General features: G+C 67.5%; 19 protein-coding genes and 1 riboswitch. Of the genes, 12 read left to right on the top strand and 7 right to left on the bottom strand.

All coding sequences use genetic code 11. The annotated features are described in order from the left end of the window. Window positions 1–7 precede the first annotated feature (7 nt). Genes BLQ14_RS09655 through BLQ14_RS09670 form a run of 4 tightly spaced genes read right to left on the bottom strand, consistent with a single transcriptional unit; the run spans window position 8 to window position 3,961 of the window. A complete protein-coding gene (locus tag BLQ14_RS09655) occupies window positions 8–742 on the bottom strand; it encodes a glutamine amidotransferase (protein ID WP_092500355.1) in 735 nt (244 codons plus the stop codon). A gap of 51 nt (window positions 743–793) precedes the next feature. Further along, window positions 794–2,101, bottom strand: coding sequence for an NAD(P)/FAD-dependent oxidoreductase (locus BLQ14_RS09660; RefSeq protein ID WP_092500356.1), 1,308 nt, complete (start codon window positions 2,099–2,101; stop codon window positions 794–796). 11 nt (window positions 2,102–2,112) lie between these two features. After that, window positions 2,113–3,153, bottom strand: a complete 1,041-nt coding sequence (locus tag BLQ14_RS09665) for a Gfo/Idh/MocA family protein (protein ID WP_092500357.1) — start codon at window positions 3,151–3,153, stop codon at window positions 2,113–2,115. Window positions 3,154–3,160: 7 nt separating this feature from the next. Beyond that, a complete protein-coding gene (locus tag BLQ14_RS09670) occupies window positions 3,161–3,961 on the bottom strand; it encodes an NAD-dependent epimerase/dehydratase family protein (protein ID WP_092500358.1) in 801 nt (266 codons plus the stop codon). Window positions 3,962–4,072: 111 nt separating this feature from the next. Here BLQ14_RS09670 and BLQ14_RS09675 point away from each other — a divergent pair, with 111 nt between their 5' ends. Further along, complete coding sequence (locus tag BLQ14_RS09675) at window positions 4,073–5,212, top strand: mandelate racemase/muconate lactonizing enzyme family protein (RefSeq protein WP_092500359.1); 1,140 nt, start codon at window positions 4,073–4,075, stop codon at window positions 5,210–5,212. Window positions 5,213–5,218: 6 nt separating this feature from the next. Here BLQ14_RS09675 and BLQ14_RS09680 read toward each other — a convergent pair whose 3' ends face one another. Next, window positions 5,219–5,668 (bottom strand): SRPBCC family protein, encoded by a 450-nt coding sequence (locus BLQ14_RS09680; protein WP_092500360.1) that lies wholly within the window; start codon window positions 5,666–5,668, stop codon window positions 5,219–5,221. Window positions 5,669–5,824: 156 nt separating this feature from the next. On the opposite strand from BLQ14_RS09680, the gene BLQ14_RS09685 reads away from it, so the two are divergent. Further along, window positions 5,825–6,736, top strand: a complete 912-nt coding sequence (locus tag BLQ14_RS09685; RefSeq protein WP_092500361.1) for an NAD(P)-dependent oxidoreductase — start codon at window positions 5,825–5,827, stop codon at window positions 6,734–6,736. Between the two features lie 47 nt (window positions 6,737–6,783). Here BLQ14_RS09685 and BLQ14_RS09690 read toward each other — a convergent pair whose 3' ends face one another. Continuing rightward, window positions 6,784–7,440, bottom strand: coding sequence for a GntR family transcriptional regulator (locus BLQ14_RS09690; protein WP_092500362.1), 657 nt, complete (start codon window positions 7,438–7,440; stop codon window positions 6,784–6,786). A gap of 136 nt (window positions 7,441–7,576) precedes the next feature. Here BLQ14_RS09690 and dctP point away from each other — a divergent pair, with 136 nt between their 5' ends. The 7 genes from dctP to gltX all read left to right on the top strand — a co-directional run bounded on the left by dctP (window position 7,577) and on the right by gltX (window position 16,531). After that, window positions 7,577–8,560 carry a TRAP transporter substrate-binding protein DctP gene (gene dctP, locus BLQ14_RS09695; RefSeq protein WP_092500363.1) on the top strand — a complete coding sequence of 328 codons (984 nt, stop codon included), beginning with the start codon at window positions 7,577–7,579 and terminating at the stop codon, window positions 8,558–8,560. Between the two features lie 78 nt (window positions 8,561–8,638). Beyond that, window positions 8,639–9,187 (top strand): TRAP transporter small permease, encoded by a 549-nt coding sequence (locus tag BLQ14_RS09700; protein ID WP_092500601.1) that lies wholly within the window; start codon window positions 8,639–8,641, stop codon window positions 9,185–9,187. Continuing rightward, on the top strand, window positions 9,187–10,503 hold the full coding sequence (locus tag BLQ14_RS09705; protein WP_092500364.1) for a TRAP transporter large permease: 1,317 nt from the start codon (window positions 9,187–9,189) through the stop codon (window positions 10,501–10,503). Before BLQ14_RS09700 ends, BLQ14_RS09705 begins: the two co-directional genes overlap by 1 nt. Then, window positions 10,500–11,756, top strand: a complete 1,257-nt coding sequence (locus BLQ14_RS09710; protein WP_092500365.1) for a malonyl-CoA decarboxylase — start codon at window positions 10,500–10,502, stop codon at window positions 11,754–11,756. The genes BLQ14_RS09705 and BLQ14_RS09710 overlap by 4 nt, the downstream gene beginning before the upstream one ends. Before the next feature lie 4 nt (window positions 11,757–11,760). Continuing rightward, window positions 11,761–13,275, top strand: a complete 1,515-nt coding sequence (locus BLQ14_RS09715; RefSeq protein WP_092500366.1) for a malonate--CoA ligase — start codon at window positions 11,761–11,763, stop codon at window positions 13,273–13,275. Between the two features lie 128 nt (window positions 13,276–13,403). Then, window positions 13,404–14,264, top strand: coding sequence for a universal stress protein (locus BLQ14_RS09720; RefSeq protein ID WP_092500367.1), 861 nt, complete (start codon window positions 13,404–13,406; stop codon window positions 14,262–14,264). Window positions 14,265–15,208: 944 nt separating this feature from the next. Further along, on the top strand, window positions 15,209–16,531 hold the full coding sequence (gene gltX / locus BLQ14_RS09725) for a glutamate--tRNA ligase (RefSeq protein WP_092500368.1): 1,323 nt from the start codon (window positions 15,209–15,211) through the stop codon (window positions 16,529–16,531). An 87-nt stretch (window positions 16,532–16,618) separates the two neighbouring features. Here gltX and BLQ14_RS09730 read toward each other — a convergent pair whose 3' ends face one another. Then, window positions 16,619–17,188 carry a gamma-glutamylcyclotransferase family protein gene (locus BLQ14_RS09730; RefSeq protein ID WP_092500602.1) on the bottom strand — a complete coding sequence of 190 codons (570 nt, stop codon included), beginning with the start codon at window positions 17,186–17,188 and terminating at the stop codon, window positions 16,619–16,621. 74 nt (window positions 17,189–17,262) lie between these two features. After that, a riboswitch (glycine riboswitch) is annotated at window positions 17,263–17,352 on the top strand. 150 nt (window positions 17,353–17,502) lie between these two features. Between BLQ14_RS09730 and gcvT the strand changes: the two genes are divergently transcribed. The 3 genes from gcvT to gcvP are packed head-to-tail and all read left to right on the top strand — an operon-like array spanning window position 17,503 to window position 21,904. Next, window positions 17,503–18,633, top strand: coding sequence for a glycine cleavage system aminomethyltransferase GcvT (gcvT, locus tag BLQ14_RS09735; protein WP_092500369.1), 1,131 nt, complete (start codon window positions 17,503–17,505; stop codon window positions 18,631–18,633). 30 nt (window positions 18,634–18,663) lie between these two features. Then, window positions 18,664–19,041 (top strand): glycine cleavage system protein GcvH, encoded by a 378-nt coding sequence (gcvH, locus tag BLQ14_RS09740; RefSeq protein WP_092500370.1) that lies wholly within the window; start codon window positions 18,664–18,666, stop codon window positions 19,039–19,041. A 13-nt stretch (window positions 19,042–19,054) separates the two neighbouring features. Then, complete coding sequence (gene gcvP / locus BLQ14_RS09745; RefSeq protein ID WP_092500371.1) at window positions 19,055–21,904, top strand: aminomethyl-transferring glycine dehydrogenase; 2,850 nt, start codon at window positions 19,055–19,057, stop codon at window positions 21,902–21,904. Window positions 21,905–21,915: the final 11 nt, after the last annotated feature.

The raw sequence follows: 21,915 nt of genomic DNA on the forward strand, positions 1-21,915 counted from the left end.
GCGCCCCTCAGCCGTAGCGGCGCACGAAATTGCGCAGGATCAGGGGCGGTGCCTCCACCGGCGCGGCGTGGCACATCTCGATGAGCCTGTCGGCATCCTCGGGCGGGAAATAGCCGTGGTTTCGATAGGTGCGGATGCGGGTCTCGAACACCGCGCCGTCGGCCTCGGGGTGAAACTGCGTGGCATAGACGTTGCGGCCTGCGCGGATCATCTGAAACGGGCAGGTCTCGGAAGCGACGAGATGCGCCGCGCCCTCGGGCAGCGCCTGCAGCGCCTCCTTGTGGCCGACGAACGCCACGAATTCGTCCGGGCAACCTTCCAGAAGCGGATCGCGCCGGCCCTCCTCGGTCAGCCGGCAGGCCGAGGTGCCCACCGGCTCCGACCAGCGCGCCTTGCTCACCGGCGCGCCGAGGAAATGCCCCAGGATGCCGATGCCGTAGCAGCAGCCGAGAAAGGGTACATCCTCGCCCACGATCTCGGGCATGAGCCGCATGACCGCCGCCTCGCACTGCGCCTCCGCAGGTGTCTTCTTCTCCGGCGGGTCGGAAACGCAGCCAGGGCCCCCTCCCACGATCACCCCGGCGAAATCGCGCGCGCTGAGACCTTGCGGCAAGGGCTCCTGATCGAGCCGGATGCGGTGGGCGCGGGCGCGAGGCAGCCCGCCCTTGTCGAGGAGCGCCTCGAATTCCTCTTCGGCCGCGTCGCTCTCGGGCCGCAATTGCAGGATCAGGAAGGGTTTCATCGGTGCGCTCCAAAGGGTGTCCTGCCCGCTAGCGGCCCCGGAGGGCCAAGGTCAAGCCCGCGCGATGTCGCGCGCGTCGCGCCAGCGGTACCACGCCACCACAGCGGGCAGGAACCAGGGCCGGCCGGTGTAGAAGGGCCGGGTGGGGAAGGGCAGGTCGTCAAAGGCTGTCGCGCCCTCCGCGCGGCCGAGGATCTTCAGCCCGAGCTTCCAGCCAAGCCAGCTCGCCATCCCCACGCCCGAGCCGCAGTAACCGGCGGCAAACCAGATGCCCTCGTGCCGGCCAATGTGCATGAGCGTGTCGAAGGTGTAGCCGACAAGCCCCGACCAGCTGCGCTCGATGCGCGTTTGCGAAAGCTCGGGGAAGAGCCGGGCGAGCTCGGCCCTGAGCCGCGGCCCCGACACCTCCGGCCCCACATCGCCCGCCGCCACCCGACCGCCGAAGATGACGCGGGAGCGGTCGGGAGAGGCCGAGTAGTAATAGACCACCCGCCGGCTGTCGGAGATCACCCGGTCGGTGGGAAAGAGCCTGTCCATCAGCGCGCGGGGCACCGGCTCGGTCGCAATGACATGGCTGCCGATGGGAATGATCCGCCGTCTCAGCCAGGGCAGGAGCGGGCCCGAATAGCCGTTCGTCGCCACCACCAGCTCGCGCGCCGCGATCATGCCGCGCGTGGTCTTCACGGCAAAGCCCGCGCCGTCGCGCGCGATGGCGCGTGCGGGGCAGTGGCCGACGACCGTGGCGCCGGTCGCCTTCGCCGCGGCGAGATAGCCGGCAAGCAGCTTGCCCGGATGCACCCGCGCATGGCGCGGATAGACCACGCCGCCGTGATAGAGCGCGCTGCCGAGCTCGCGCGCCTGCTCGCTTCGCGGCACCACATGCGCCTCGATCCCCTCCTCGCGGTGCAAACGCTCGGCCTCGCGCGCGAGCGTCTCGTAGGCCTGCGGGGTATGGGCGGCGTGAAAGCGGCCCGCGCGGCGGAAGTCGCAGGAAATCCCAAGCTCGGCGATGCGCGCCTCGATCCATTCGAGCTGCTCCTTGCCCGCCTCGCGGATCGCCCGCGCCCGCTCCAAGCCAAAGCGGCGCGACAACTCCTCGAGCGAGGGTTTGACCGAGGTGCCGATCTGCCCGCCGTTGCGGCTCGAGCAGCCTTCGCCGGGCGCGCCCGCGTCGATGACCACCGTGTGCCGGCCCGCCCGTGCCGTTTCGATCGCCGCGTTGAGCCCGGTGTAACCCGATCCGATGACAAGCACATCGGCGCGCGCGGGCAGGCGCGCCTCGCCCCTGTCGCCCAGCTCGGGGATGTCGCGCCAGTGGCTGCGCGGCGCGTAAGCGGGGGAGAAGAGATCGTCTGCCAATCTGCCCTCTCTCACATCTCGCCCGGTGCTACCTGGCAGCCCGTGACGAGCGCCTGCCGGATCGCCTCCACCACCTTGAGCGTCGCAAGCCCCTCGCGCGCGGGCACGAGCGGCGCCTCCCGCCCCTCGATCACGGCAGCGAAGTGGCGGATCTGGCGCAAGAGGGGATCCTCGCGCGTCACCGCCACCGTTTCCGGGGCGATCGGCTCCCACCAGCCGCGTGCGCCGGGGTTGCGCCACAGCCGCATGTCAGGGACCGAAAGCGCGGCACGAGTGCCGGCGATGCGGTAGCAGGACTGGCCGGTGACCGGATAGGCGGGGTTCTCGGCCGCCGTCAGCTCCCAGCTCCAGGGGGCAACGGCGGTGTCGGAGACGCTGAGCGTAGCCACCGCGCCGGAGGCGAACTCGAGGATCACCGCGGCGGTGTCCTCTACCGCGAAGCCGCGCCGGGCGCTGGAGGCCGTGGCCTGCACGCCCGCCACCTCGCCCATGAAATGGCGCATCAGGTCGATGTCATGGACGAGGTTGATCAGGATCGGCCCGCCGCCCGGCTGGCGCCGCCACTCCGGCGCGAAGTAGTCCTCGGGCTTGTAGAGCCAGCAGATGCCGTCGGCGGCGACAAGCTCGCCGAGCGCCCCGGTCTCGATCAGCCGCTTCGTGGCCGCGGCGAAGGGGCTGTGACGGCGGTGATGGCCGACGAGCACCGGCACGGCCGCGGCCTCGGCTGCCTCCACCAGCCGCGCTGCCTCCGCCGTCGAGGTGGCGAGTGGCTTCTCCACCAGCACGGGCACGCCCGCGGCAACGCAGGCAAGGGCCTGTTCGACATGCAGCCGGTTCGGCGTGGCAAGGATCACGCCTTGGGGCGCAGGGCTTACCTCAAGGGCGGCAGCGAGGTCGGGAAACCACGCTCCGCCTGCGCCCTCGGCCACCGCCTGCGCTGCGGGATCGGGGTCGATGACCGCGTGAAGCCGCACGGCACCGCTTTCGGCGATTGCCTTGATGTGCTGGCGGCCCATGAGCCCGCCGCCGGCCACCGCGATTGCAACGCTCATCGCGCGCTCACTCCTTTACCCGCCGCACCGGCTCGAAGCAGAACATTCCGCCCTGATAGCGGTGCACGGGGTCGTCGGGGCGGGGCGGGCCGTCACGCTCGATGATCCTTGCGCGCCACTTCTCGCTTGAGTCCCTCGGCCGCCAGCCAAGCCAGGCGGTCTTGGAGTTGTCCCACCAGCCCGCCTCGTTGTCGGAGGCGCCATAGACGATCGGGCAGCCCAGCACCGGCACCTCGAACATCCGCTCGATGAGCGCCACCATGTCATCGGCCGAAAGCCAGGTGGAGAGCATCCGGTAATCCTTCGGCTCGGGAAAACAGGAGCCGATGCGCAGGATCAGTGTCTCCTGCCCGAACTTGTCGAAATACATCCGCGCCAGCGCCTCGCCGAAGCATTTCGAGACGCCGTAAAGCGAATCGGGGCGGATGGGCGAATCGGCGTCGAGCCGCTCGGTGACCGGGTGAAAGCCGATCGCGTGGTTGGAGGAGGCGAAGAGGATGCGCGGCTGCCCGTGCGCGCGGGCCGCCTCGTAGAGGTTGAAGAGCCCGATGATGTTGGCCTGAAGGATGGGCTCCCATGGCTGTTCGGTGGAGATCCCGCCCATGTGCAGGATCGCGTCGCAGCCCTCGACCATGGCATCGACGGCCGCCGCATCGGCGAGGTCGCACTGCACGATCTCTTCGCCCGGCTGCGGGTCGGGAATGGGGGCGATGTCGGCAAGGCGCACCACCCGCGCGCGCCCGCGCATCCGCTCACGCAGCATCGAGCCAAGGCCCCCGGCCGCTCCGGTGATCAGCAATCTTTCCATCAGTGTCCCTTTCTCCTGCCCTTGCCGCCCGGCGGGCTTTGGCCTTCACTGTCGCGGGCAGGCGCGCCGCCTGCAACCCCGCCCGTGATCCCGCCTATCGAGGAGCTGCCCATGAAGATTGCCGCCATCACGCCCCACCTTCTGCGTCACCGGCTCGAGACGGAGGAGCAGTTCCAGTCTTCCTTCTCCACCTTCACCGACCGCTGGGCCTGCCTCGTCGAGATCACCTGCGAGGACGGCACCATCGGCTGGGGCGAGTGCCTCGGCCCCTCGCGGACCATCGCCGCGGCGGTGGAGGAAATCGCGCCGCTTCTGATCGGCCGCGATCCGCGCGAGGTCGAGCGGCTGTGGGGCGAGGTTTACGCGGCCATCCGCGATCAGGGGCGGTCGGGGCCGCAGTTCTCGGCGCTCTCGGGCATCGACATCGCGCTGTGGGACATCTGCGGCAAGGCCTATGGCCAGCCGGTGCACCGCCTTCTGGGGGGCGCGTGGCGGCGCGAGGTTCAGGCCTATGCCACCGGCGGCTTCCGCCCCGTGACCGGAGAGCATCACGCCCGCGTGCTCGAGGAGGTCGCAGGCTATGTCCGGCAGGGCTTTTCGGCGGTGAAGATCAAGATCGGCTATGACGCGCGCGAGGATGCCGAGCTGATCCGCGCGGTGCGGGCGCGCATCGGCCCCGGCGTGCGGCTGATGATCGACGCCAATCACGGCTACGATGCCGTGGAGGCAGCCTGGCTCGGCCGCGCGGTGGCCGACTGCGACATTCACTGGTTCGAGGAGCCGGTGGTGCCCGAGGCGCTGGGCGCCTATGCTGAGCTCAAGCGCGCCCAGCCGCTGGCGCTTGCCGCCGGCGAGACATGGTCCGGCCGGCATGAATTTGCCCGGCCGATTGCCGAGCGGGTGGTGGAGATCCTCCAGCCCGACCTGTGCGGCTGCGGCGGCTTCACCGAGTTCCGCAAGATCGTGGCGATGGCCGAGACGGCCGGGCTCAGGGTGGTGCCGCATGTGTGGGGCTCGGGGGTGGCGGTGGCCGCGGCGCTGCAGGCCATTGCCGCCCTGCCGCCTATTCCCAAGCGCCACGCGGCCGCGCCGGTGATGCTGGAGTTCGACCGCACGCCGAACCCGTGGCGGATGGACATTCTCGCCCGGCCCATCGAGCATCAGCGCGGTATCGCCGCCGTGCCGGAGGGTGCGGGGCTCGGCATTGAGGTCAACCGCGCCAAGGTGCTTGCCTGGTCGCCGGACCCGTGAGGCGGCTCAGCCCTCGGCCGCCTCGACCACTTCCTTGAACTTCGAAAAGAACTGGGCGGAGAGCTTCTTCGCCGTGCCCTGGATCAGCCGGCTGCCGAGCTGGGCAAGCTTGCCCCCGATCTCGGCGCGGGCGGTGTAGGCAAGAATCGTGGCATCGCCATCTTCGGTGAGGGTGACATTGGCGCTGCCCTTGGCAAAGCCCGCCGGCCCGCCCTTGCCCTCGCCCGAGAGGCTAAAGCTTTCTGGGGCGTTTGAAGGGTCGAGCGTGACCCTGCCCGAAAAACGGGCCTTCACGGGGCCGACCTTGAGCGCGACCTTCGCCTCGAGATCGGTGTCGGAGTGCTTGACGAGTTCCTCGCATCCAGGGATGCACTGGCGCAGGATCTCGGGGTCGTTGAGCGCGGCATAAACGCGGTCCCGTGGCGCGTTGATGCGGATTTCTTCGCTGAGTTCCATCGGCCGGTCTCCTCCCTCCTTGGCGCGGTGGAAGAACAGAAGCCGAGCGGCGGCCGGGCGTCAACCGCGCCGGGGGGCTTGCCCCCCGGACCCCCCAGGGTACTTTCGCCAGGATGATGGGCACTTGGGGTCTTCCCAATCAGCGGGGGCGCGGAAATGGCCGAGAGCAAGCTGGCGGTGGGATTTGTGGGCGTGGGGCTGATGGGACATGGCATGGCCAGGAACATTCTTGCCGCGGGGCATCCCCTGACCGTGATCGCCCACCGCAACCGCGCGCCGGTGGAGGATCTGGTCGCGCGGGGCGCGCGCGAGGCGCAAAGTCTCGAGGAGCTTGCCGCTGGAAGCCATGTGATCTTCATCTGCGCACCCGGCTCACCGCAGGTCGAGGCCATTGTCGAGGGGCTTTGGGAAGGGCTGCGGGAGGGGGCGGTGGTTGTTGACTGTTCCACCTCCGATCCGGCCTCGTCCGCGCGGTTGGCCGAGCGGCTGGCGGCCCGCGGTGTGGGATTTGCCGACGCCCCGCTCGGCGGCACGCCCGTGCAGGCCGAGGAGGGGCGGCTTCATACCATGGTGGGTGCGACCGATGAGGTGTTTTCCCGCATCGAGCCGGTCATTGCCACATGGGCCGAGCGGATCGTGCATATCGGCGGCCCCGGCGATGGGCATCGCATGAAGCTCATCAACAACTTCCTCTCGCTCGGTTACGCCGCGATCTATGCGGAGGCGTTGACGCTTGCTGCCAAGGTGGGGCTGGGGCCGAAGAAGGTGGACAGTGTGCTGCGCGGCAGCCGCATGGACTGCGGCTTCTATCAGACCTTCATGGGCTACATCATCGAGGGCAACCGCGAGTCCCACAAGTTCACACTGGCCAACGCCTACAAGGATCTGCGCTATCTGGAATCGATGGCCAATGCCGCCGGTGTGGCCAACCCCGTGGGCAATGCCGCCAAGAACAACTTTGCTCTCGCAGTTTCCGCCGGAGGCGACGGGCCCAAGGACTATGTGCCGCATCTCGTGGAGTATGTGGGGCGGCTCAACGGGGCGACGTTTTCACCCGGCAAGGAATAGCCCGGCGCCCTCGTCGGAGCCTTGTGGCGCGAGGAATTTCCGCAACGCTATTCGGCCGCGCGCCGCAGCGACAGCATCAGGTTGAGAAACTTCTCGCCCTGCACCGCCACGTGCCGGCGCAGAGCCTCGGCCGCCTCTTCGGCATCGCCGCGCTCCAGCGCCTCTACGATGGCCTCGTGCTCGCTCATCGACTGGGCCATGCGCCCGCGCAGGCGGAGCTGGCGACGCCGGAACGGTTCCAGCCGTCTGTGCAGCGCGCGCGTCTCGGCTTCCAGAAAGCTGTTGCCCGACTCGCGGTAGATGATCTGGTGAAACCGGGCGTTGGCGCTGTAATAGCTGTCCGGGTCACAGGCATCGACGGCTGCCTGGCATCTGGCGTTTGCGTCGCGCAGTTCCGCCAGGGCTGCCTCGGAGATGCGCCTGGCCGCCAGGCGCCCGCAAACGACTTCAAGCTCGGCCATCACCTCGAACATCTCGACGAGTTCGACCGGCCCTGGCTGGCGCACGAAGGCACCGCGGCGCGGAACCAGTTCGACCAGCCCGGACAGCGCCAGCCGCTGAAGCGCCTCGCGCAGGGGCGTGCGTGAAACCCCGAAGTGGCGCGCAAGCCGCACCTCATCGAGGCGCTCGCCATCGGCGTAACTGCCGTCGAAGATACGCTCCTCGATCTCCTTGGCGATGATGTCGGCGCGGCGCAATTCCATGACGGCAGCCTATCAGCACGTGACTCAGAACACAATCACGACGATCTTGTATACAAGATGGTTGACCGCCAAAACAGAACGTGCCTATCGTTGCGTCACTTTCCGGCCCGCGGCCGGAACCTGACGGGAGGAAGACATGAATACCATGCTCAAGACCGCGGCAGCGGTGGCGATTTTCGCGCTGGGTGGCATCGCCGAAGCGCGCGAGCTGCGCCTGTCTCACCAGTGGTCGAACCAGGACGTGCGCCACCAGGTGGCGCAGATTGTCGCCGACGAGGTCGCGAAGGCGAATGTGGGGCTCGAGATCAGGATTTTCGGATCCCAGTCGCTGTTCAAGGCGCGCGAGCAGTACAAGCCGCTCTCGCGCGGCCAGCTCGACATGACTGTTCTGCCGCTTGCCTATGCCGCCGGCCAGCAGCCGGCCTACAACCTGACGCTGATGCCCGGGCTGGTGAAGAACCACGACCATGCTGCGCGGCTTTCGCATTCGCCGTTCATGAAGGCGCTTGAGGAGAAGATGGCCGAGGACGACGTGATGGTGCTCGTCCACGGCTACCTTGCGGGCGGTTTTGCCGGCAAGGACAAGTGCATCACCAAGCCGGAGGACGTGAAGGGGCTGCAGATGCGCGCCGCCGGCAAGGCCTTCGAGCAGATGCTGGCGGGTGCCGGCGCCTCCATCGCCTCGATGGCGTCTTCCGAGATCTACAACGCCTTCCAGACCGGCGTGCTCGATGCGGCCAACACCTCGTCGTCGTCTTTCGTGAGCTACCGGATCTACGAGGTGGTGAACTGCTACACGCCCGCGGGCGATGTGGCGCTGTGGTTCATGTATCAGCCTCTGCTGATGAACAAGAGCACCTTCGAGAGCCTGACGCCGGAGCAGCAGAAAGCCCTGCGCGATGCGGCGGCGAAGGCGGAGGCCTTCTATCTGGAGGAGGCCAAGAAACAGGACGCCGAGTCGGTTGAGGTGTTCCGCAAGGCGGGCGTTCAGATTGCCCAGATGACTCCGGAGGATTTCGAGGCATGGCGGGAGATCGCCAGGCAGACGTCCTACAAGGCGTTTCTCGAGGACGTGCCGGATGGGCAGAAGCTTCTTGATCTTGCGCTTTCCGTGGAGTGACACGGTGGCGGAGTGGCTCTCGGGCCGCTCCGCCTCCTCGTCTTGCTCCTGATCTGCATCGCGGAGGAAAACGCCGCCATGGTTGGAATGACGCGCACCGTCGTCGCCCGTAGCGGGAACAACCCCTTTCTGCGTGCCGTTGGGGTGCTGTCCACCCTGGCCGGCTGGTGCTCGGCCGGCATGATCCTCGCCGCGGTCCTCATCACCTGCCAGATGATCGTCATCCGCTTCGTGCTCAACGGGTCGACCATCTGGCAGACGGAAGCGGTGGTTTATCTCATGGTTGCGGCGACGCTGATCGGACTTCCCTATGTCCAGCGTCTGCGCGGGCATGTGAACGTGGACCTGCTGCCGATGTCGCTGCCGCGGCGATGGCGCCACGCTCTGGCCGTTCTTACCCTGTCGGCCTCGATCGCCGTTGTCTCGGTGATGCTGTTCTACGGCTTCGAGTTCTGGCACATCGCCTGGGAGCGCGGCTGGCGGTCGGACACCGTCTGGGGCGTGCGCCTCTGGATCCCCTATCTTTCGATTCCGGTGGGCTTCGGGTTGCTGCTTCTTCAGCTCGTCGCTGACCTTGTCGCGGTGCTGACGGGGGTTGAAGAGCCCTTCGGTCTGGAGGAAGCCTGATGGACCCGCTCCTTCTCGGCGCTCTGGTGGCGGTGGCCACAATTCTGGTTCTGTTTTCGGGAGTCTCGGTGGCGATTGGCCTGCTGATCGTCTCGGGCGGTTTCCTTCTGGTGTTCGATGGCGTGCGGTCGCTGGAGCTGATGCCGGAGATCTTCTTTGGCAAGCTCGACAGCTTCGCGCTCCTGTCGATCCCGATGTTCATCATCATGGGGGCGGCGATCTCCTCGACACGGGCAGGCGCCGATCTCTATGAGGCGCTGGAGCGCTGGCTGACCCGCGTGCCGGGCGGGCTTGTGGTCTCCAACTTGGGCGCGTGCGCGCTTTTTGCGGCCATGTCGGGCTCAAGCCCGGCCACCTGTGCCGCGATCGGCAAGATGGGCATCCCCGAGATGCGCAAGCGCGGCTATCCCGACGGGGTGGCGGCGGGTTCCATCGCCGCGGGCGGCACGCTCGGCATTCTGATTCCGCCCTCGGTGACGATGATCGTCTACGGCATTGCCACCGAAACCTCGATTGGCCGGCTGTTTCTCGCGGGCGTCATCCCGGGGCTGATGCTGGTTGGGCTGTTCATGGCCTGGTCGCTCTACTCCACCTGGGCCTCGGGCAACGCCGCGACCCTCTCGCCCGGGCGCTACAGCTGGCGCCAGCGCTTCGAGATCCTGCCGCGAGTGCTGCCCTTTCTCGTAATCATCCTCGGCGTGCTCTATGCCATGTATGGCGGGGTTGCCACGCCTTCGGAGACCGCCGCGGTGGGCGCGCTTCTGTGCCTTCTGATCGCCATGGTGATCTATCGGCTGTGGGATCCGCGCGCGCTATGGGCCGTCTTGCGCGACAGCACCCGCGAGAGCGTGATGATCCTGTTCATCATCGCTGCGGCCGGGGTGTTCTCCTACATGCTGAGCTCGCTCTTCATCACTCAGTCCATTGCCGCCTGGATCGGCACGCTCGAAGTCAACCGCTGGGTGCTGATGGGGGCGATCAACATCTTTCTGCTGGTCGCGGGGTTCTTCCTGCCGCCGGTGGCGGTGATCCTGATGGCCGCGCCGATCCTGTTGCCGATCATCACCAGCGCGGGTTTCGACCCGATCTGGTTTGCGGTGGTGCTGACCATCAACATGGAAATCGGGCTGATCTCGCCGCCGGTGGGGCTCAACCTCTATGTCATCAACGGCATCGCGCCCGACATCTCGCTGCGCACCATTCTCGTGGGCTCCCTGCCCTATGTGGCCTGCATGGTGCTGGCGATCATCCTCCTGTGCATCTTCCCCGGGCTCGCCACCTGGCTGCCCGATCTGGTGATGGGGCCCAGCTTGTGACGCGGCTTGCCGACCTTCTCGCCACGGTCTTCGAGCGACGGCCGCGGCGGCTCTCGCGCGGGCGCGTCGACGACCGCCCGCTCGTGGAGCTTGCCCGCGAGCTTCTCGGCTCGGCGGGGGAGGCCTCGGGGCTGGCGCTGGCCGATGCCATCCTGACCCGCTATGAGGCGCTTACCGACGAAGGCAAGCTCGCCTTCCTCCGGCAGATCGCCGCCGAGATGGACATTGACCCCGAGGCGGTGCGGCGTGCGCTCGCCGCCTATGAGGCCCGGCCCTCGCGCGCCACTTACCGCGCCTTTTCCGCCGCTGCCGAACCGGCGCGGCAGGAGCTCATCCGGCGGCTTAACCAGGTGCCGGGCGCGACGGCACGGCTTGTGCGCATGCGGGCCGATCTGTTGCGGCTGGGGCAGGGGGAGGCGCCGCTCGAGGCGCTAGATCTCGACTTCCGCCATCTCTTCGCCTCCTGGTTCAATCGCGGCTTTCTGGTGCTGCGACGCATCAGCTGGGAGAGTCCCGCGCATATCCTCGAGAAGATCATCGCCTATGAGGCGGTGCATGCCATCGACAGCTGGGATGACCTGCGCCGCCGGCTGCAACCGGACGACAGGCGCTGTTTCGCCTTCTTCCACCCCGCCATGCCCGATGAGCCGCTGATCTTCGTCGAGGTGGCGCTCACGCGCGGCATCCCCGGCTCCATCCAGAAGCTCCTGGCCGAGGATCGCGCGCCGATGGCGGCGGAGGAGGCCGACACGGCCGTGTTCTATTCCATCTCCAACTGTCAGAAGGGGCTCAGGGGCATCTCCTTCGGCAATTCGCTCATCAAGCAGGTCGCGCACGACCTCGCGGCCGATCTGCCGGGACTCAAGACCTTCGTGACGCTCTCGCCGATACCGGGTCTCATCGGCTGGCTGAAGGATCAGGGCATCGCCCATGACGTACAGGACGGCGAGGCGATGCGGGCGCTCGCCGCGCATTACCTTCTGCACGCCAAGGCCGCCGACGGGCTTCCGCTTGATCCGGTGGCGCGGTTTCACCTCGGCAATGGCGCGATACTGCATGAGGTGCACGCCAATGCCGACATTTCGGCGAAGGGTCTCGCCCAGTCGGGCGGCACGATGGTGAACTACCTCTACAAGCTCGACCGGGTCGCCCAGAACCATGAGCTCTTCGTCACCAGGCGCGAGGTTGTCGCCAGCCCCGAGCTGCGGGCGCTGGCCGAACGCGCGCCGCTCGAGACAGGCAAGGAACGCTGACGACATGGCCAATCCGCTCTACGACACGCTCTTCGCGCCGCATGAAGGCAAGACCAAGCCTTTCCTGCTTCTGCCCGATGGGGGAGAGGTCAGCTATACGGCGTATCTCGACACCGCCGCGCGGCTTGCCAACACGCTGCGCGATGCCGGCCTGAAGCCCGGCGATCGCGTTGCGGTGCAGGTGGAGAAGTCGCCCGAGGCGCTCGCCCTTTATGCCGCGGCGGTGCGCTCGGGTGTGGTGTTCCTGCCGCTCAACACCGCCTACACGGTCGAGGAGCTGAGCTATTTCATCGAGGACAGCGGCGCCGGGCTGGTCGTCTGCGACCCCGCGCGGCGCGAGCTGCTCGCCCCGGTCGCCGCCCGTCTCGGCGCCGGGCTCGAGACGCTGTCGGCCGACGGCGGTGGCTCGCTGATGGAGCGCGCGCGCCGGATGCCGACCCGCTTCGAGACGGTCGATCGGGGGGAGGATGACCTTGCCGCGCTCCTGTACACCTCCGGCACCACCGGCCGCTCGAAGGGTGCGATGCTGACCCAGCGCAACCTTCTGTCGAACGCGCTGACGCTGGTCGAGGCCTGGCGCTTCACCGAGGATGACGTGCTTCTGCACGCGCTGCCGATCTTTCACACGCATGGCCTGTTCGTGGCGACCAACGTCATTCTCGCCGTTGGCGGCAGCATGATCTTCCTGCCGAAGTTCGACATCGACCAGATCATCGCCAATTTGCCGCGCGCCACGGCGATGATGGGCGTGCCCACCTTCTACACCCGCCTTCTGGACGACCCGCGCCTCACGCGCGAGCTCGTCGCGCACATGCGGCTCTTCGTCTCCGGCTCGGCGCCGCTTCTGGCCGAAACCCACCGCGCCTTCGAGGAGCGCACCGGCCATCGCATTCTCGAGCGCTACGGCATGACCGAGACCAACATGAACACCTCCAACCCCTATGATGGCGAGCGGCGGGCCGGCACGGTGGGCTTTCCGCTGCCGGGGGTGGAGCTGAAGATCACCGACCCGGAGACAGGCGAGGAACTGCCGCGCGGCGAGATCGGCCAGATCGAGGTGCGCGGGCCCAACGTGTTCATGGGCTACTGGAACATGCCGGAGAAGACGAAGGAGGAGCTGCGCGAGAACGGCTTCTTCATCACAGGCGATCTGGGGCTGATCGACGAGGACGGTTACGTGCACATCGTCGGCCGCAACAAGGATCTGATCATCTCGGGCGGCTACAACATCTACCCCAAGGAGATCGAGATGGTGCTCGACGCCCAGCCCGGCGTGAAGGAAAGCGCCGTCGTGGGCGTGCCGCACCCCGATTTCGGCGAAACGGTGCTGGCGGTGATCGTGCCCGAGAAGGAAGGACGGCCCGAACGCGCCGCGCTCGAGGCGGCCGTCCGCGAAAATCTCGCCAGGTTTAAGCATCCGCGCGAATACATCTTTCTGGATGAGCTGCCGCGCAACACCATGGGCAAGGTCCAGAAGAACGTGCTGCGCGAGAAATATCGCGACCTGTTCACCGGTTGATTCAGGCGGGTCCATGCTGCCTTTCCCAGGAAGGCGCAAGGCTCATTGCTGCGGCAAGGTATTGCCGCCGGCGCCGTTTATGGCGAGGTTGGCCTTGAGAGCCGAGCCGGGGGAGGGGGAGCACGATCGTGCCCGGAGACCAGCGGATCATCGTGGCCCATGATCTCACCGGGCGTTCGACCGATGCCCTGCAAAGGGGCGCCCGGCTGGCCCGAACGCTCGGCGCGCGGCTGGTGATCGTCCACGCCGTGGATGACGGCCTTCCCGCCCGTCTGTCCGAAACGGTGTCCTCGCTCGCCCGCGACGAACTCGAGAGGCTGGCCGCCCCGCTTCGCGCCGAACTCGGCGAAGGGCGGGTAGACGCGTTGCTGCTCCACGGGTCACCGTGGAGGATGGTTGTCGAGGCGGCGAATGCCCCTGATTGCCGCCTTCTGGTCATCGGTCCCCACCGATGGCGCGGGCTCGGCGAGCTTTTCGCGGGGAGTTTTGCCGAAAGGATCCTTCGCGCGGCACAAAGAGACGTCCTCCTGGCCCGCCTGCCGGCGGTGGACGACCATGGCCGCGTTCTGGTGGGTATCGATTTCTCTCCCGCGTCCCGCCGCGCGCTGCTTTCGGCGGCCGAACTGGCCCCCGGGGCAGAGATCATTCTGGTTTCGGCCTATCACGTCCTCTTCAGGGGTATCATCGCACGCGGTCACGATCCGGGGGAGGACCCCGCCCTGGAGGCCGAGAAGAGACGCCTTGAGCGGGAGATCGGATCGCAGATGGACGATTTTCTTGCGGACATGCCCGAAAGGCTGCGCGGCGCCCGGCGCATCATCGCCGAGGGCGGGCCGGCGGCGCTGCTCTCCTGCCTCGCCGAATACGAGGAGGCGGATCTGATCGCCGTCGGCGCCCATGCGCGCGGGCGCCTGGCCGAACTGCTTCTGGGCTCCACTGCTCGCGATCTCGCCGATTTCGCGCCCTGCGACCTCCTGGTCGCGCGATAGGGCCCATCAGACAGGCAGGGGACCGACAGTTGCGGCAGTTCTTGGGGCGCCTCGCGTCCGCGTCATGCCGCGTGACTTTTCGCGCGGCTGAATCGGTGCAAGGCTGCGACAGGCCGCGTGGCCGACGGCTGCCGGCTGGGATAGTGTCTTTTTCGACGGATGAAGCGAAGAGCGCCGCCGAGATGAGGAGCGGCAGGAGGAGCGGCGCGACGAACCGCCTGAAGGCGATGACGCCGCTTTCGGTGAGCGGCACCTGGCCAGGCGGCAACAGCCATGAGATCAGCACCAGAAAAGCCAATTGGATGAGGCTCGAGAATACCTGTGCCTGTCGCGTCGAGCGGGTGCACCACGGCGCCGAATGGCCCCCGCCGAGGTGGCACGAGGTTCCGAATTCCTGAACCGCGGTGATGAGGCGAAGAAGCAGCGAGAGGGACTCCCAGCCGCTGAGCCGCGGCGGCGGCGGTCCCGGCCCCTCATGTGCGGGCGCCGGCCGCAAGTGTACCGAAGAAGTGAAGGCAATGGGCCTCCGAAACGACATCGGTGAAGGCAAGCGCCAGTCGCATGCCGCCCCGAGTCCCCGCTGAGCCGGCGAGGCCCTGGCGCCATGACGGTCAAGCCGGGCGATATTGTGGCGGATCGCGGTACCGAAGGCCCAGGCGAGCGCACACAATAGCCCCATGGCCAGCGGCGCGGCACAACCGTAGGAGTCGAAGAGTATTGGCCCCGGGATGAGAAAGCCGTTCCCGATGATCGAGACGAGCGGCGTCACGATTGCGCGCCAGACCTCGCGCATCCACAGCCGCGGTCGCAGCAGCGCGACGAGAACGGCGAGCGAAGTTCCCGCGATCATCGCGTCTTCGAGCATCGACGCCTCTCCCGTCACGGCGCCCATATGGACAAGTTTGCCCCGCTGTGAAAAGAGCGCGGCGACAGGAGTGAGCCAGATGACCACAACCCGCTTCGCCCCCTCGCCCACGGGCTATCTGCATGTGGGCAACCTGCGCACCGCGCTGTTCAACTTCCTCATCGCGCGCAAGGCGAAGGGCACCTTCATCCTGCGTCTCGACGACACCGACCCGGAGCGCTCGAAGGAGGAATATGTCGAGGCCATCCGCGAGGATCTGACCTGGCTCGGCCTTACGTGGGACCGTGAAGAACGCCAGTCGGCGCGGCTCGACCGTTATGCCGAGGCTGCCGACCGGCTGCGCGCGGCGGGCCGGCTCTACGAGTGTTTCGAGACGCCCACCGAGCTTGAGCTCAAGCGCAAGAAGCAGCTCGCCATGGGCCGCCCGCCGGTCTACGACCGGGCGGCGCTGAAGCTCAGCGAGGAGGAGAAGGCGAAGCTCCGCGCCGAGCGCCCCGCCCACTGGCGGTTCAAGCTCGATCACGAGCGCATCGAGTGGGAAGACGGCATCCTCGGCCATCAGTCCATCGATGCGGCCTCGATCTCAGATCCAGTGCTCATCCGCGGCGACGGGCAGGTGCTCTACACGCTTGCCTCGGTGGTGGACGACCTCGAGATGGGCGTGACCGACGTGGTGCGCGGCGCCGACCATGTGACCAACACCGCCACCCAGATCCAGATCATGCGCGCTCTCGGCGGCACGCCGCCGCGTTTTGCCCACCATTCGCTGCTGACCGGCCCCAAGGGCGAGGCGCTGTCCAAGCGGCTGGGCACGCTCGCCCTGCGCGACCTGCGCAAGCGCGGGGTGGAGCCGATGGCGCTTCTGAGCCTTCTCGCCCGCCTCGGCTCCTCCGACCCGGTGGAGCTGCGTCACTCGATCGACGAGCTCGCCGAGGGCTTCGAGCTCAGCCACTTCGGTGCGGCGCCGACGAAGTTCGATGTGAACGACCTCTTCCCGCTGACCGCGCGCTACCTGCAGTCGCTGCCCTATGAGGCGGTGGCCGAGGACATCGCCGCCGCCGGCGTGCCCGAGCATCTGGCCCGCCGCTTCTGGGAGGTGGTGCACGAGAATGTCGAGACCCGCGCCGATATCGCCCGCTGGTGGCGCATCTTCCGCGACGGCCCCGAAACGCGGCCGATCGCCGAAGAGGACCGCGCGTTTGTCGAAGAGGCGCTGAAGCTGCTGCCCCCCTTCCCGTACGGCCCCGACAGCTGGGCGGAATGGACCGGGCGGGTGAAACAGGCGACAGGCCGCAAGGGGCGGGCATTGTTCATGCCGCTGCGCCTTGCCCTCACCGGCGAAGAGCGCGGGCCGGACATGGCCGGGGTGATGGAGCTTCTGCAAGAGCCCCCGCGCCTTTGATGCCTCCTCCCTTTCATCACCCTGCGAAAAATACCCCGGGGAGCGCGAGGGGCAGCGCCCCTCGCTCCCGTCATCGGTGCCGGGGGCTCAGGTCGCCTGAATGACGCGGGCCTCGATGTCGCGCAGCCAGTCATCCACGAGCACGCGCTCTTCGGGCCGCAGCGACCGGGCGCGCGGATAGCGCGGGCCGTCGCGGTCGTTCAGGATCGGCGCATCCCAACCCGCGGTGGTGAGAAAGAACCGCGCCACCCCCTCTTCGCCGAACTCGCGCAGATAGCCCTGCACCACCGTGTCGAGATAGCTCAGAAGCACCGGATGCGCCTCGTCCGGGCGGCCATGCCGACCCTCCGGGATGGTATAGATGTGCACCGCCACCGGCCGGCCCACGGGGTGATCGGCGGCCTCCGTCACCGGCCGCCGCTCATAGGCCCGCTCGCGTTCATCCAGCGCCCGCCAGTCGCCACCCGGCACTGCGGCCATCAGCCCCTCGATCTCGACGTCCGGCGCCGGCTCGGCGGTGAGAAAGGCCACCGGCCGCAGCGCCGTGTGCCGCCACACCCGCCGCCAGCCCTTCACCCGCGCAGGGTAGGCATCGACGTAGCCATGGGTGGCGCGGTTCACGAGGCTGCCGTAGCCAAAGAAGAAGGGGTCTGCCATGGCCCGCAACATCGTCATCGTCCGGGCCGCGCGCAAGGGCTTGCCCGCCCGTGCACGATGGCATACCGTGAGACGCGTCCGCAGAGGGAGAATCCGGCTTCGCGCCGGTGCCGAAGGAGCAACCGCCCCGGTAAACTCTCAGGCCCCAGGACCTTTGCGGGCGAAGACACTCTGGAGAGAGGCGCGAAAGCGTCCGCCGAAGGGATAACGATCTCAGGCGAAAGGACAGAGGGGGCACCAAAGCGGGCGGGGGACGCTCGCGAGGGTGCCGGGCGCGCGTGATCCGCCCCGGCCGCAATGGCAGGAGGGGCGGCATGGCCGAACTGAGACGCACCGCGCTTTACGATCTTCATCTGGAGCTTTGCGCGCGCATGGTCCCCTTCGCCGGCTGGGAGATGCCGGTGCAATTCCGCCTTGGCGTGATGAAGGAGCATCTGCACACCCGCGCCGCCGCCGGGCTCTTCGATGTCAGCCACATGGGGCAGGTGATCCTGCGGCCTCGCTCAGGCTACATGGCCGAGGCGGCGGCCGCGCTCGAGGCGCTGATGCCGGTCGATGTCCTCGGTCTTGCCGAAGGGCGTCAGCGCTACGGCTTCTTCACGAATGACGACGGCGGCATCATCGACGATCTGATGTTCGCCCGCCGCGCCGATCACTTCCTGCTGGTGGTCAACGCCGCGCGGCGGGAGGTCGATCTTGCGCTCCTGAAGGGCGCGCTTGAGGACCGCTGCACGGTGGAGGAGGTGCCAAACCGCGCGCTTCTCGCGCTCCAGGGCCCGGCGGCGGAGGCCGCGCTGACGCGGATCGTACCGCAGGTGAGCGCCATGCGTTTCATGGATGCGGGCGTTTTTCACATCCCCGGCGCCGATCTTTGGATCTCGCGCTCGGGCTACACCGGCGAGGACGGATTCGAAATCTCGGTGCCCGAGGCCGAGGCGGTGAGTTTCGCGCGCAGACTGCTCGAGATGGAGGAGGTCGAGCCCATCGGGCTCGGCGCGCGCGACTCGCTGCGCCTTGAGGCGGGACTGTGCCTCTACGGCAACGAGATCGACGAGGCGACAAGCCCGGTGGAGGCGGGACTCGTCTGGGCGATCCCGAAGGTGCGCCGCCGCGGCGGGGCGCGCGAGGGGGGCTTTCCCGGTGCCGCGCGCATCCTGCGCGAGCTCGAGGAAGGCCCCGCGCGTCGGCTCGTCGGGCTCCTGCCGGAGGGGCGCGCGCCGATGCGGGCGCACACGCCCCTGTTCGCATCCGAAGAGGGCGGCGATGCGATCGGCGAAGTCACATCCGGTGCCTTTGGCCCCTCGGTCGAGCGGCCCGTGGCGATGGGATATGTCACGACCGGCAACGACCGGGAAGGCACGGCGATTTTCGGTGAAGTGCGGGGCAGGCGGCTGCCGGCGCGTGTTGCGCGGCTGCCCTTCTTCCCTCACCGTTACAAGCGATGACTCAACACGTGCGAGAACGGAGAACGGGACATGGCCGTGAGCGAGACGAAATATACCGAGGAACATGAATGGCTGCGCCCCGAGGATGACGGGGTGGTGGTCGTCGGGATCACCGAATACGCCGCCGAGCAGCTTGGCGACATCGTCTATGTCGAGCTGCCCGAGGAAGGCACAACCGTCACCAAGGGTGACGAGATCGTGGTGATCGAAAGCGTCAAGGCCGCCTCCGACATCGTCGCCCCCGTCGATGGCGAGATCGTCGAGGTCAACGAGGCGCTCGCCGACAACCCCGGCCTCGTCAACGAGGACCCGCTCGGCGACGGCTGGTTCTTCAAGATCAAGCCTTCCGACATGAGCCAGCTCGACGAGTACATGGACGAGGACGCCTACAAGGAAATGATTTCCTGAGGAGTGCCGGGCGATGACCTTCACCCCCACCGACTACAAACCCTACGACTTCGCCAACCGCCGCCACATCGGCCCTTCGCCGTCGGAGATGGAGGAGATGCTGAAGGTGGTGGGGGTAGAGAGCCTCGATCAGCTCATTGACGAGACGATCCCCGCCGCGATCCGCCAGAAGGAGCCGCTCGACTTCGGCAAGCCCAAGTCGGAGCGGGAGCTCCTGTGGCACATGCGCCAGGTGGCCAAGAAGAACCAGGTCTTCACCTCGATGATAGGGCAGGGCTTCTACGGCACTGTCACGCCCTCCGTCATCCAGCGCAACATTCTCGAGAACCCCGCCTGGTACACCGCCTACACCCCCTATCAGCCGGAGATCAGCCAGGGCCGGCTGGAGGCGCTGCTGAACTACCAGACGATGGTGGCGGACCTCACCGGCCTCGAGATCGCCAACGCCTCGCTTCTCGACGAGGCGAGCGCGGCGGCGGAAGCCATGACCATGGCGCGGCGTCTGTCGAAGTCGAAGGCCAATGCCTTCTTCGTTGACGAAAACTGCCACCCCCAGAACATCGCGGTGATCGAGACCCATGCCGAGCCCCTCGGCATCGAGATCGAGGTGGGCGATCCCGAAGCGATGGACGCGAGCCGCTATTTCGGCGCCATCTTCCAGTATCCGGGCACCTACGGGCACATCCGCGACTTCACCGCGCAGATCGCCGCGCTGCATGAGGTGGGCGCGCTCGGTATCGTCATCGCCGATCCGTTGGCGCTGACCATCCTGAAGGAGCCGGGCGCGATGGGGGCCGACATTGCCGTGGGCTCGACCCAGCGCTTCGGCGTGCCGATGGGCTATGGCGGCCCGCATGCCGCTTACATGGCGTGTCGGGACTCGATGAAGCGGGCGATGCCGGGGCGGCTTGTGGGCGTTTCCGTCGACAGCCATGGCCATCGTGCCCTGCGCCTTGCCCTGCAGGCGCGCGAGCAGCACATCCGCCGCGAAAAGGCCACCTCCAACGTCTGCACCGCGCAGGCGCTTCTGGCGGTGATGGCCTCGTTCTATGCGGTTTTCCACGGGCCGGAAGGGCTCAAGGCGATCGCCCAGCGCATTCACCGCAAGACGGTCCGCGTGGCGCGCGCGCTCGAGCAGGCAGGCTTCACGGTCGAACCCGAGGCCTTCTTCGACACCATCACGGTGGAGGTCGGCCCGCTTCAGGGCGTGATCTTCGACGAGGCCGCACGCCAGCGCATCAACCTGCGCAAGGTGGGCCGCACGAAGCTCGGTATCTCGCTTGACGAGACCACGCGGCCGGCGACCATCGAGCGGCTGTGGTCCGCCTTCGGCATCCACCGCCGCGATGACGATTTCACCCCCGAATACCGCATCCCCGACGCGCTGCAGCGTACCTCGGAGTATCTCACCCACCCGGTCTTCCACATGAACCGGGCCGAGACCGAGATGATGCGCTACATGCGCCGGCTCGCCGACCGCGACCTTGCACTCGACCGGGCGATGATCCCCTTGGGCTCCTGCACCATGAAGCTCAACGCGGCGACCGAGATGATGCCGCTCTCCTGGCCGGAGTTCAGCCAGATCCACCCCTTCGCGCCCGCCGATCAGGTGGCCGGCTACACCGAGCTCATCGAGGATCTGGCCGAGAAGCTCTGCCAGATCACCGGCTATGACGCCATGTCGATGCAGCCCAATTCCGGCGCGACGGGCGAATACGCGGGGCTTCTGACCATCAGGGCCTGGCACCGCTCCCGCGGCGAGGGGCATCGCAACATCTGCCTCATCCCCGTCTCGGCGCATGGCACCAACCCGGCCTCGGCGCAGATGGCCGGGATGAAGGTGGTGGCGGTCAAGTCGGCGCCGAATGGCGACATCGACGTGGAGGATTTCCGCAGGAAGGCCGAGGAGGCGGGTGACAATCTCGCCGCCTGCATGATCACCTACCCCTCGACCCACGGGGTGTTCGAGGAGACGGTGCGCGAGATCTGCGACATCACCCATGAGTTCGGCGGGCAGGTCTACATCGACGGCGCCAACCTCAACGCCATGGTCGGGCTGGTGAAGCCCGGCGAGATCGGCGGCGACGTGAGCCACCTGAACCTTCACAAGACCTTCGCCATTCCTCACGGCGGCGGCGGCCCGGGCATGGGGCCGATCGGGGTGAAGGCGCATCTCGCCCCCTTCCTGCCGGGCCACCCGATGACCGACGGCCGCCCCGGCGCGGTGGCGGCCGCGCCCTTCGGTTCGGCCTCGATCCTCACCATCAGCTGGGCCTACATCCTGATGATGGGCGGGGCGGGGCTGACGCAGGCCTCGAAGGTGGCGATCCTTTCGGCCAACTACATCGCCAAGCGGCTCGAGGGCGCCTATGACGTGCTTTTCAAGGGCAAGGGCGGGCGCGTGGCGCATGAGTGCATTCTCGACACGCGCCCCTTTGCCGACAGCGCCCATGTCACGGTGGAGGACATCGCCAAGCGGCTCATCGACAACGGCTTCCATGCGCCGACGATGAGCTGGCCGGTGCAGGGCACGCTGATGATCGAGCCGACCGAGAGTGAGACCAAGGGTGAGCTCGACCGCTTCTGCACGGCGATGCTGGCCATCCGCGAGGAGATCCGCGCGATCGAGGAGGGCCGGATGGACGCCGAGAACAACCCCCTGAAGAACGCCCCCCACACGGTGGAGGACCTCGTCGGCGAGTGGAACCGGCCCTATACGCGCGAACAGGGCTGCTTCCCGCCCGGCGCCTTCCGCATCGACAAGTACTGGCCGCCGGTCAACAGGGTGGACAATGTCTATGGCGATCGCCATCTGGTGTGCACATGCCCGCCAATGGAGGCCTATTCCGAGGCGGCCGAATAGCGGAAGTCGCG

Source organism: Meinhardsimonia xiamenensis (assembly GCF_900102905.1).
In the GTDB taxonomy this organism is placed as follows: Bacteria; Pseudomonadota; Alphaproteobacteria; order Rhodobacterales; family Rhodobacteraceae; genus Meinhardsimonia; species Meinhardsimonia xiamenensis.

Bases quoted from the DNA above. Each gene is read 5' to 3' on its own strand.
- gltX (WP_092500368.1), top strand. From the start codon at position 15,209: ATGACCACAACCCGCTTCGCCCCCTCGCCCACGGGCTATCTGCATGTG.
- dctP (WP_092500363.1), top strand. From the start codon at position 7,577: ATGAATACCATGCTCAAGACCGCGGCAGCGGTGGCGATTTTCGCGCTG.
- gcvT (WP_092500369.1), top strand. From the start codon at position 17,503: ATGGCCGAACTGAGACGCACCGCGCTTTACGATCTTCATCTGGAGCTT.
- BLQ14_RS09685 (WP_092500361.1), top strand. From the start codon at position 5,825: ATGGCCGAGAGCAAGCTGGCGGTGGGATTTGTGGGCGTGGGGCTGATG.
- gcvP (WP_092500371.1), top strand. From the start codon at position 19,055: ATGACCTTCACCCCCACCGACTACAAACCCTACGACTTCGCCAACCGC.
- BLQ14_RS09700 (WP_092500601.1), top strand. From the start codon at position 8,639: ATGGTTGGAATGACGCGCACCGTCGTCGCCCGTAGCGGGAACAACCCC.
- BLQ14_RS09730 (WP_092500602.1), bottom strand. From the start codon at position 17,188: ATGGCAGACCCCTTCTTCTTTGGCTACGGCAGCCTCGTGAACCGCGCC.
- BLQ14_RS09675 (WP_092500359.1), top strand. From the start codon at position 4,073: ATGAAGATTGCCGCCATCACGCCCCACCTTCTGCGTCACCGGCTCGAG.
- BLQ14_RS09690 (WP_092500362.1), bottom strand. From the start codon at position 7,440: ATGGAATTGCGCCGCGCCGACATCATCGCCAAGGAGATCGAGGAGCGT.
- BLQ14_RS09680 (WP_092500360.1), bottom strand. From the start codon at position 5,668: ATGGAACTCAGCGAAGAAATCCGCATCAACGCGCCACGGGACCGCGTT.
- BLQ14_RS09670 (WP_092500358.1), bottom strand. From the start codon at position 3,961: ATGGAAAGATTGCTGATCACCGGAGCGGCCGGGGGCCTTGGCTCGATG.
- gcvH (WP_092500370.1), top strand. From the start codon at position 18,664: ATGGCCGTGAGCGAGACGAAATATACCGAGGAACATGAATGGCTGCGC.
- BLQ14_RS09715 (WP_092500366.1), top strand. From the start codon at position 11,761: ATGGCCAATCCGCTCTACGACACGCTCTTCGCGCCGCATGAAGGCAAG.
- BLQ14_RS09665 (WP_092500357.1), bottom strand. From the start codon at position 3,153: ATGAGCGTTGCAATCGCGGTGGCCGGCGGCGGGCTCATGGGCCGCCAG.
- BLQ14_RS09705 (WP_092500364.1), top strand. From the start codon at position 9,187: ATGGACCCGCTCCTTCTCGGCGCTCTGGTGGCGGTGGCCACAATTCTG.
- BLQ14_RS09655 (WP_092500355.1), bottom strand. From the start codon at position 742: ATGAAACCCTTCCTGATCCTGCAATTGCGGCCCGAGAGCGACGCGGCC.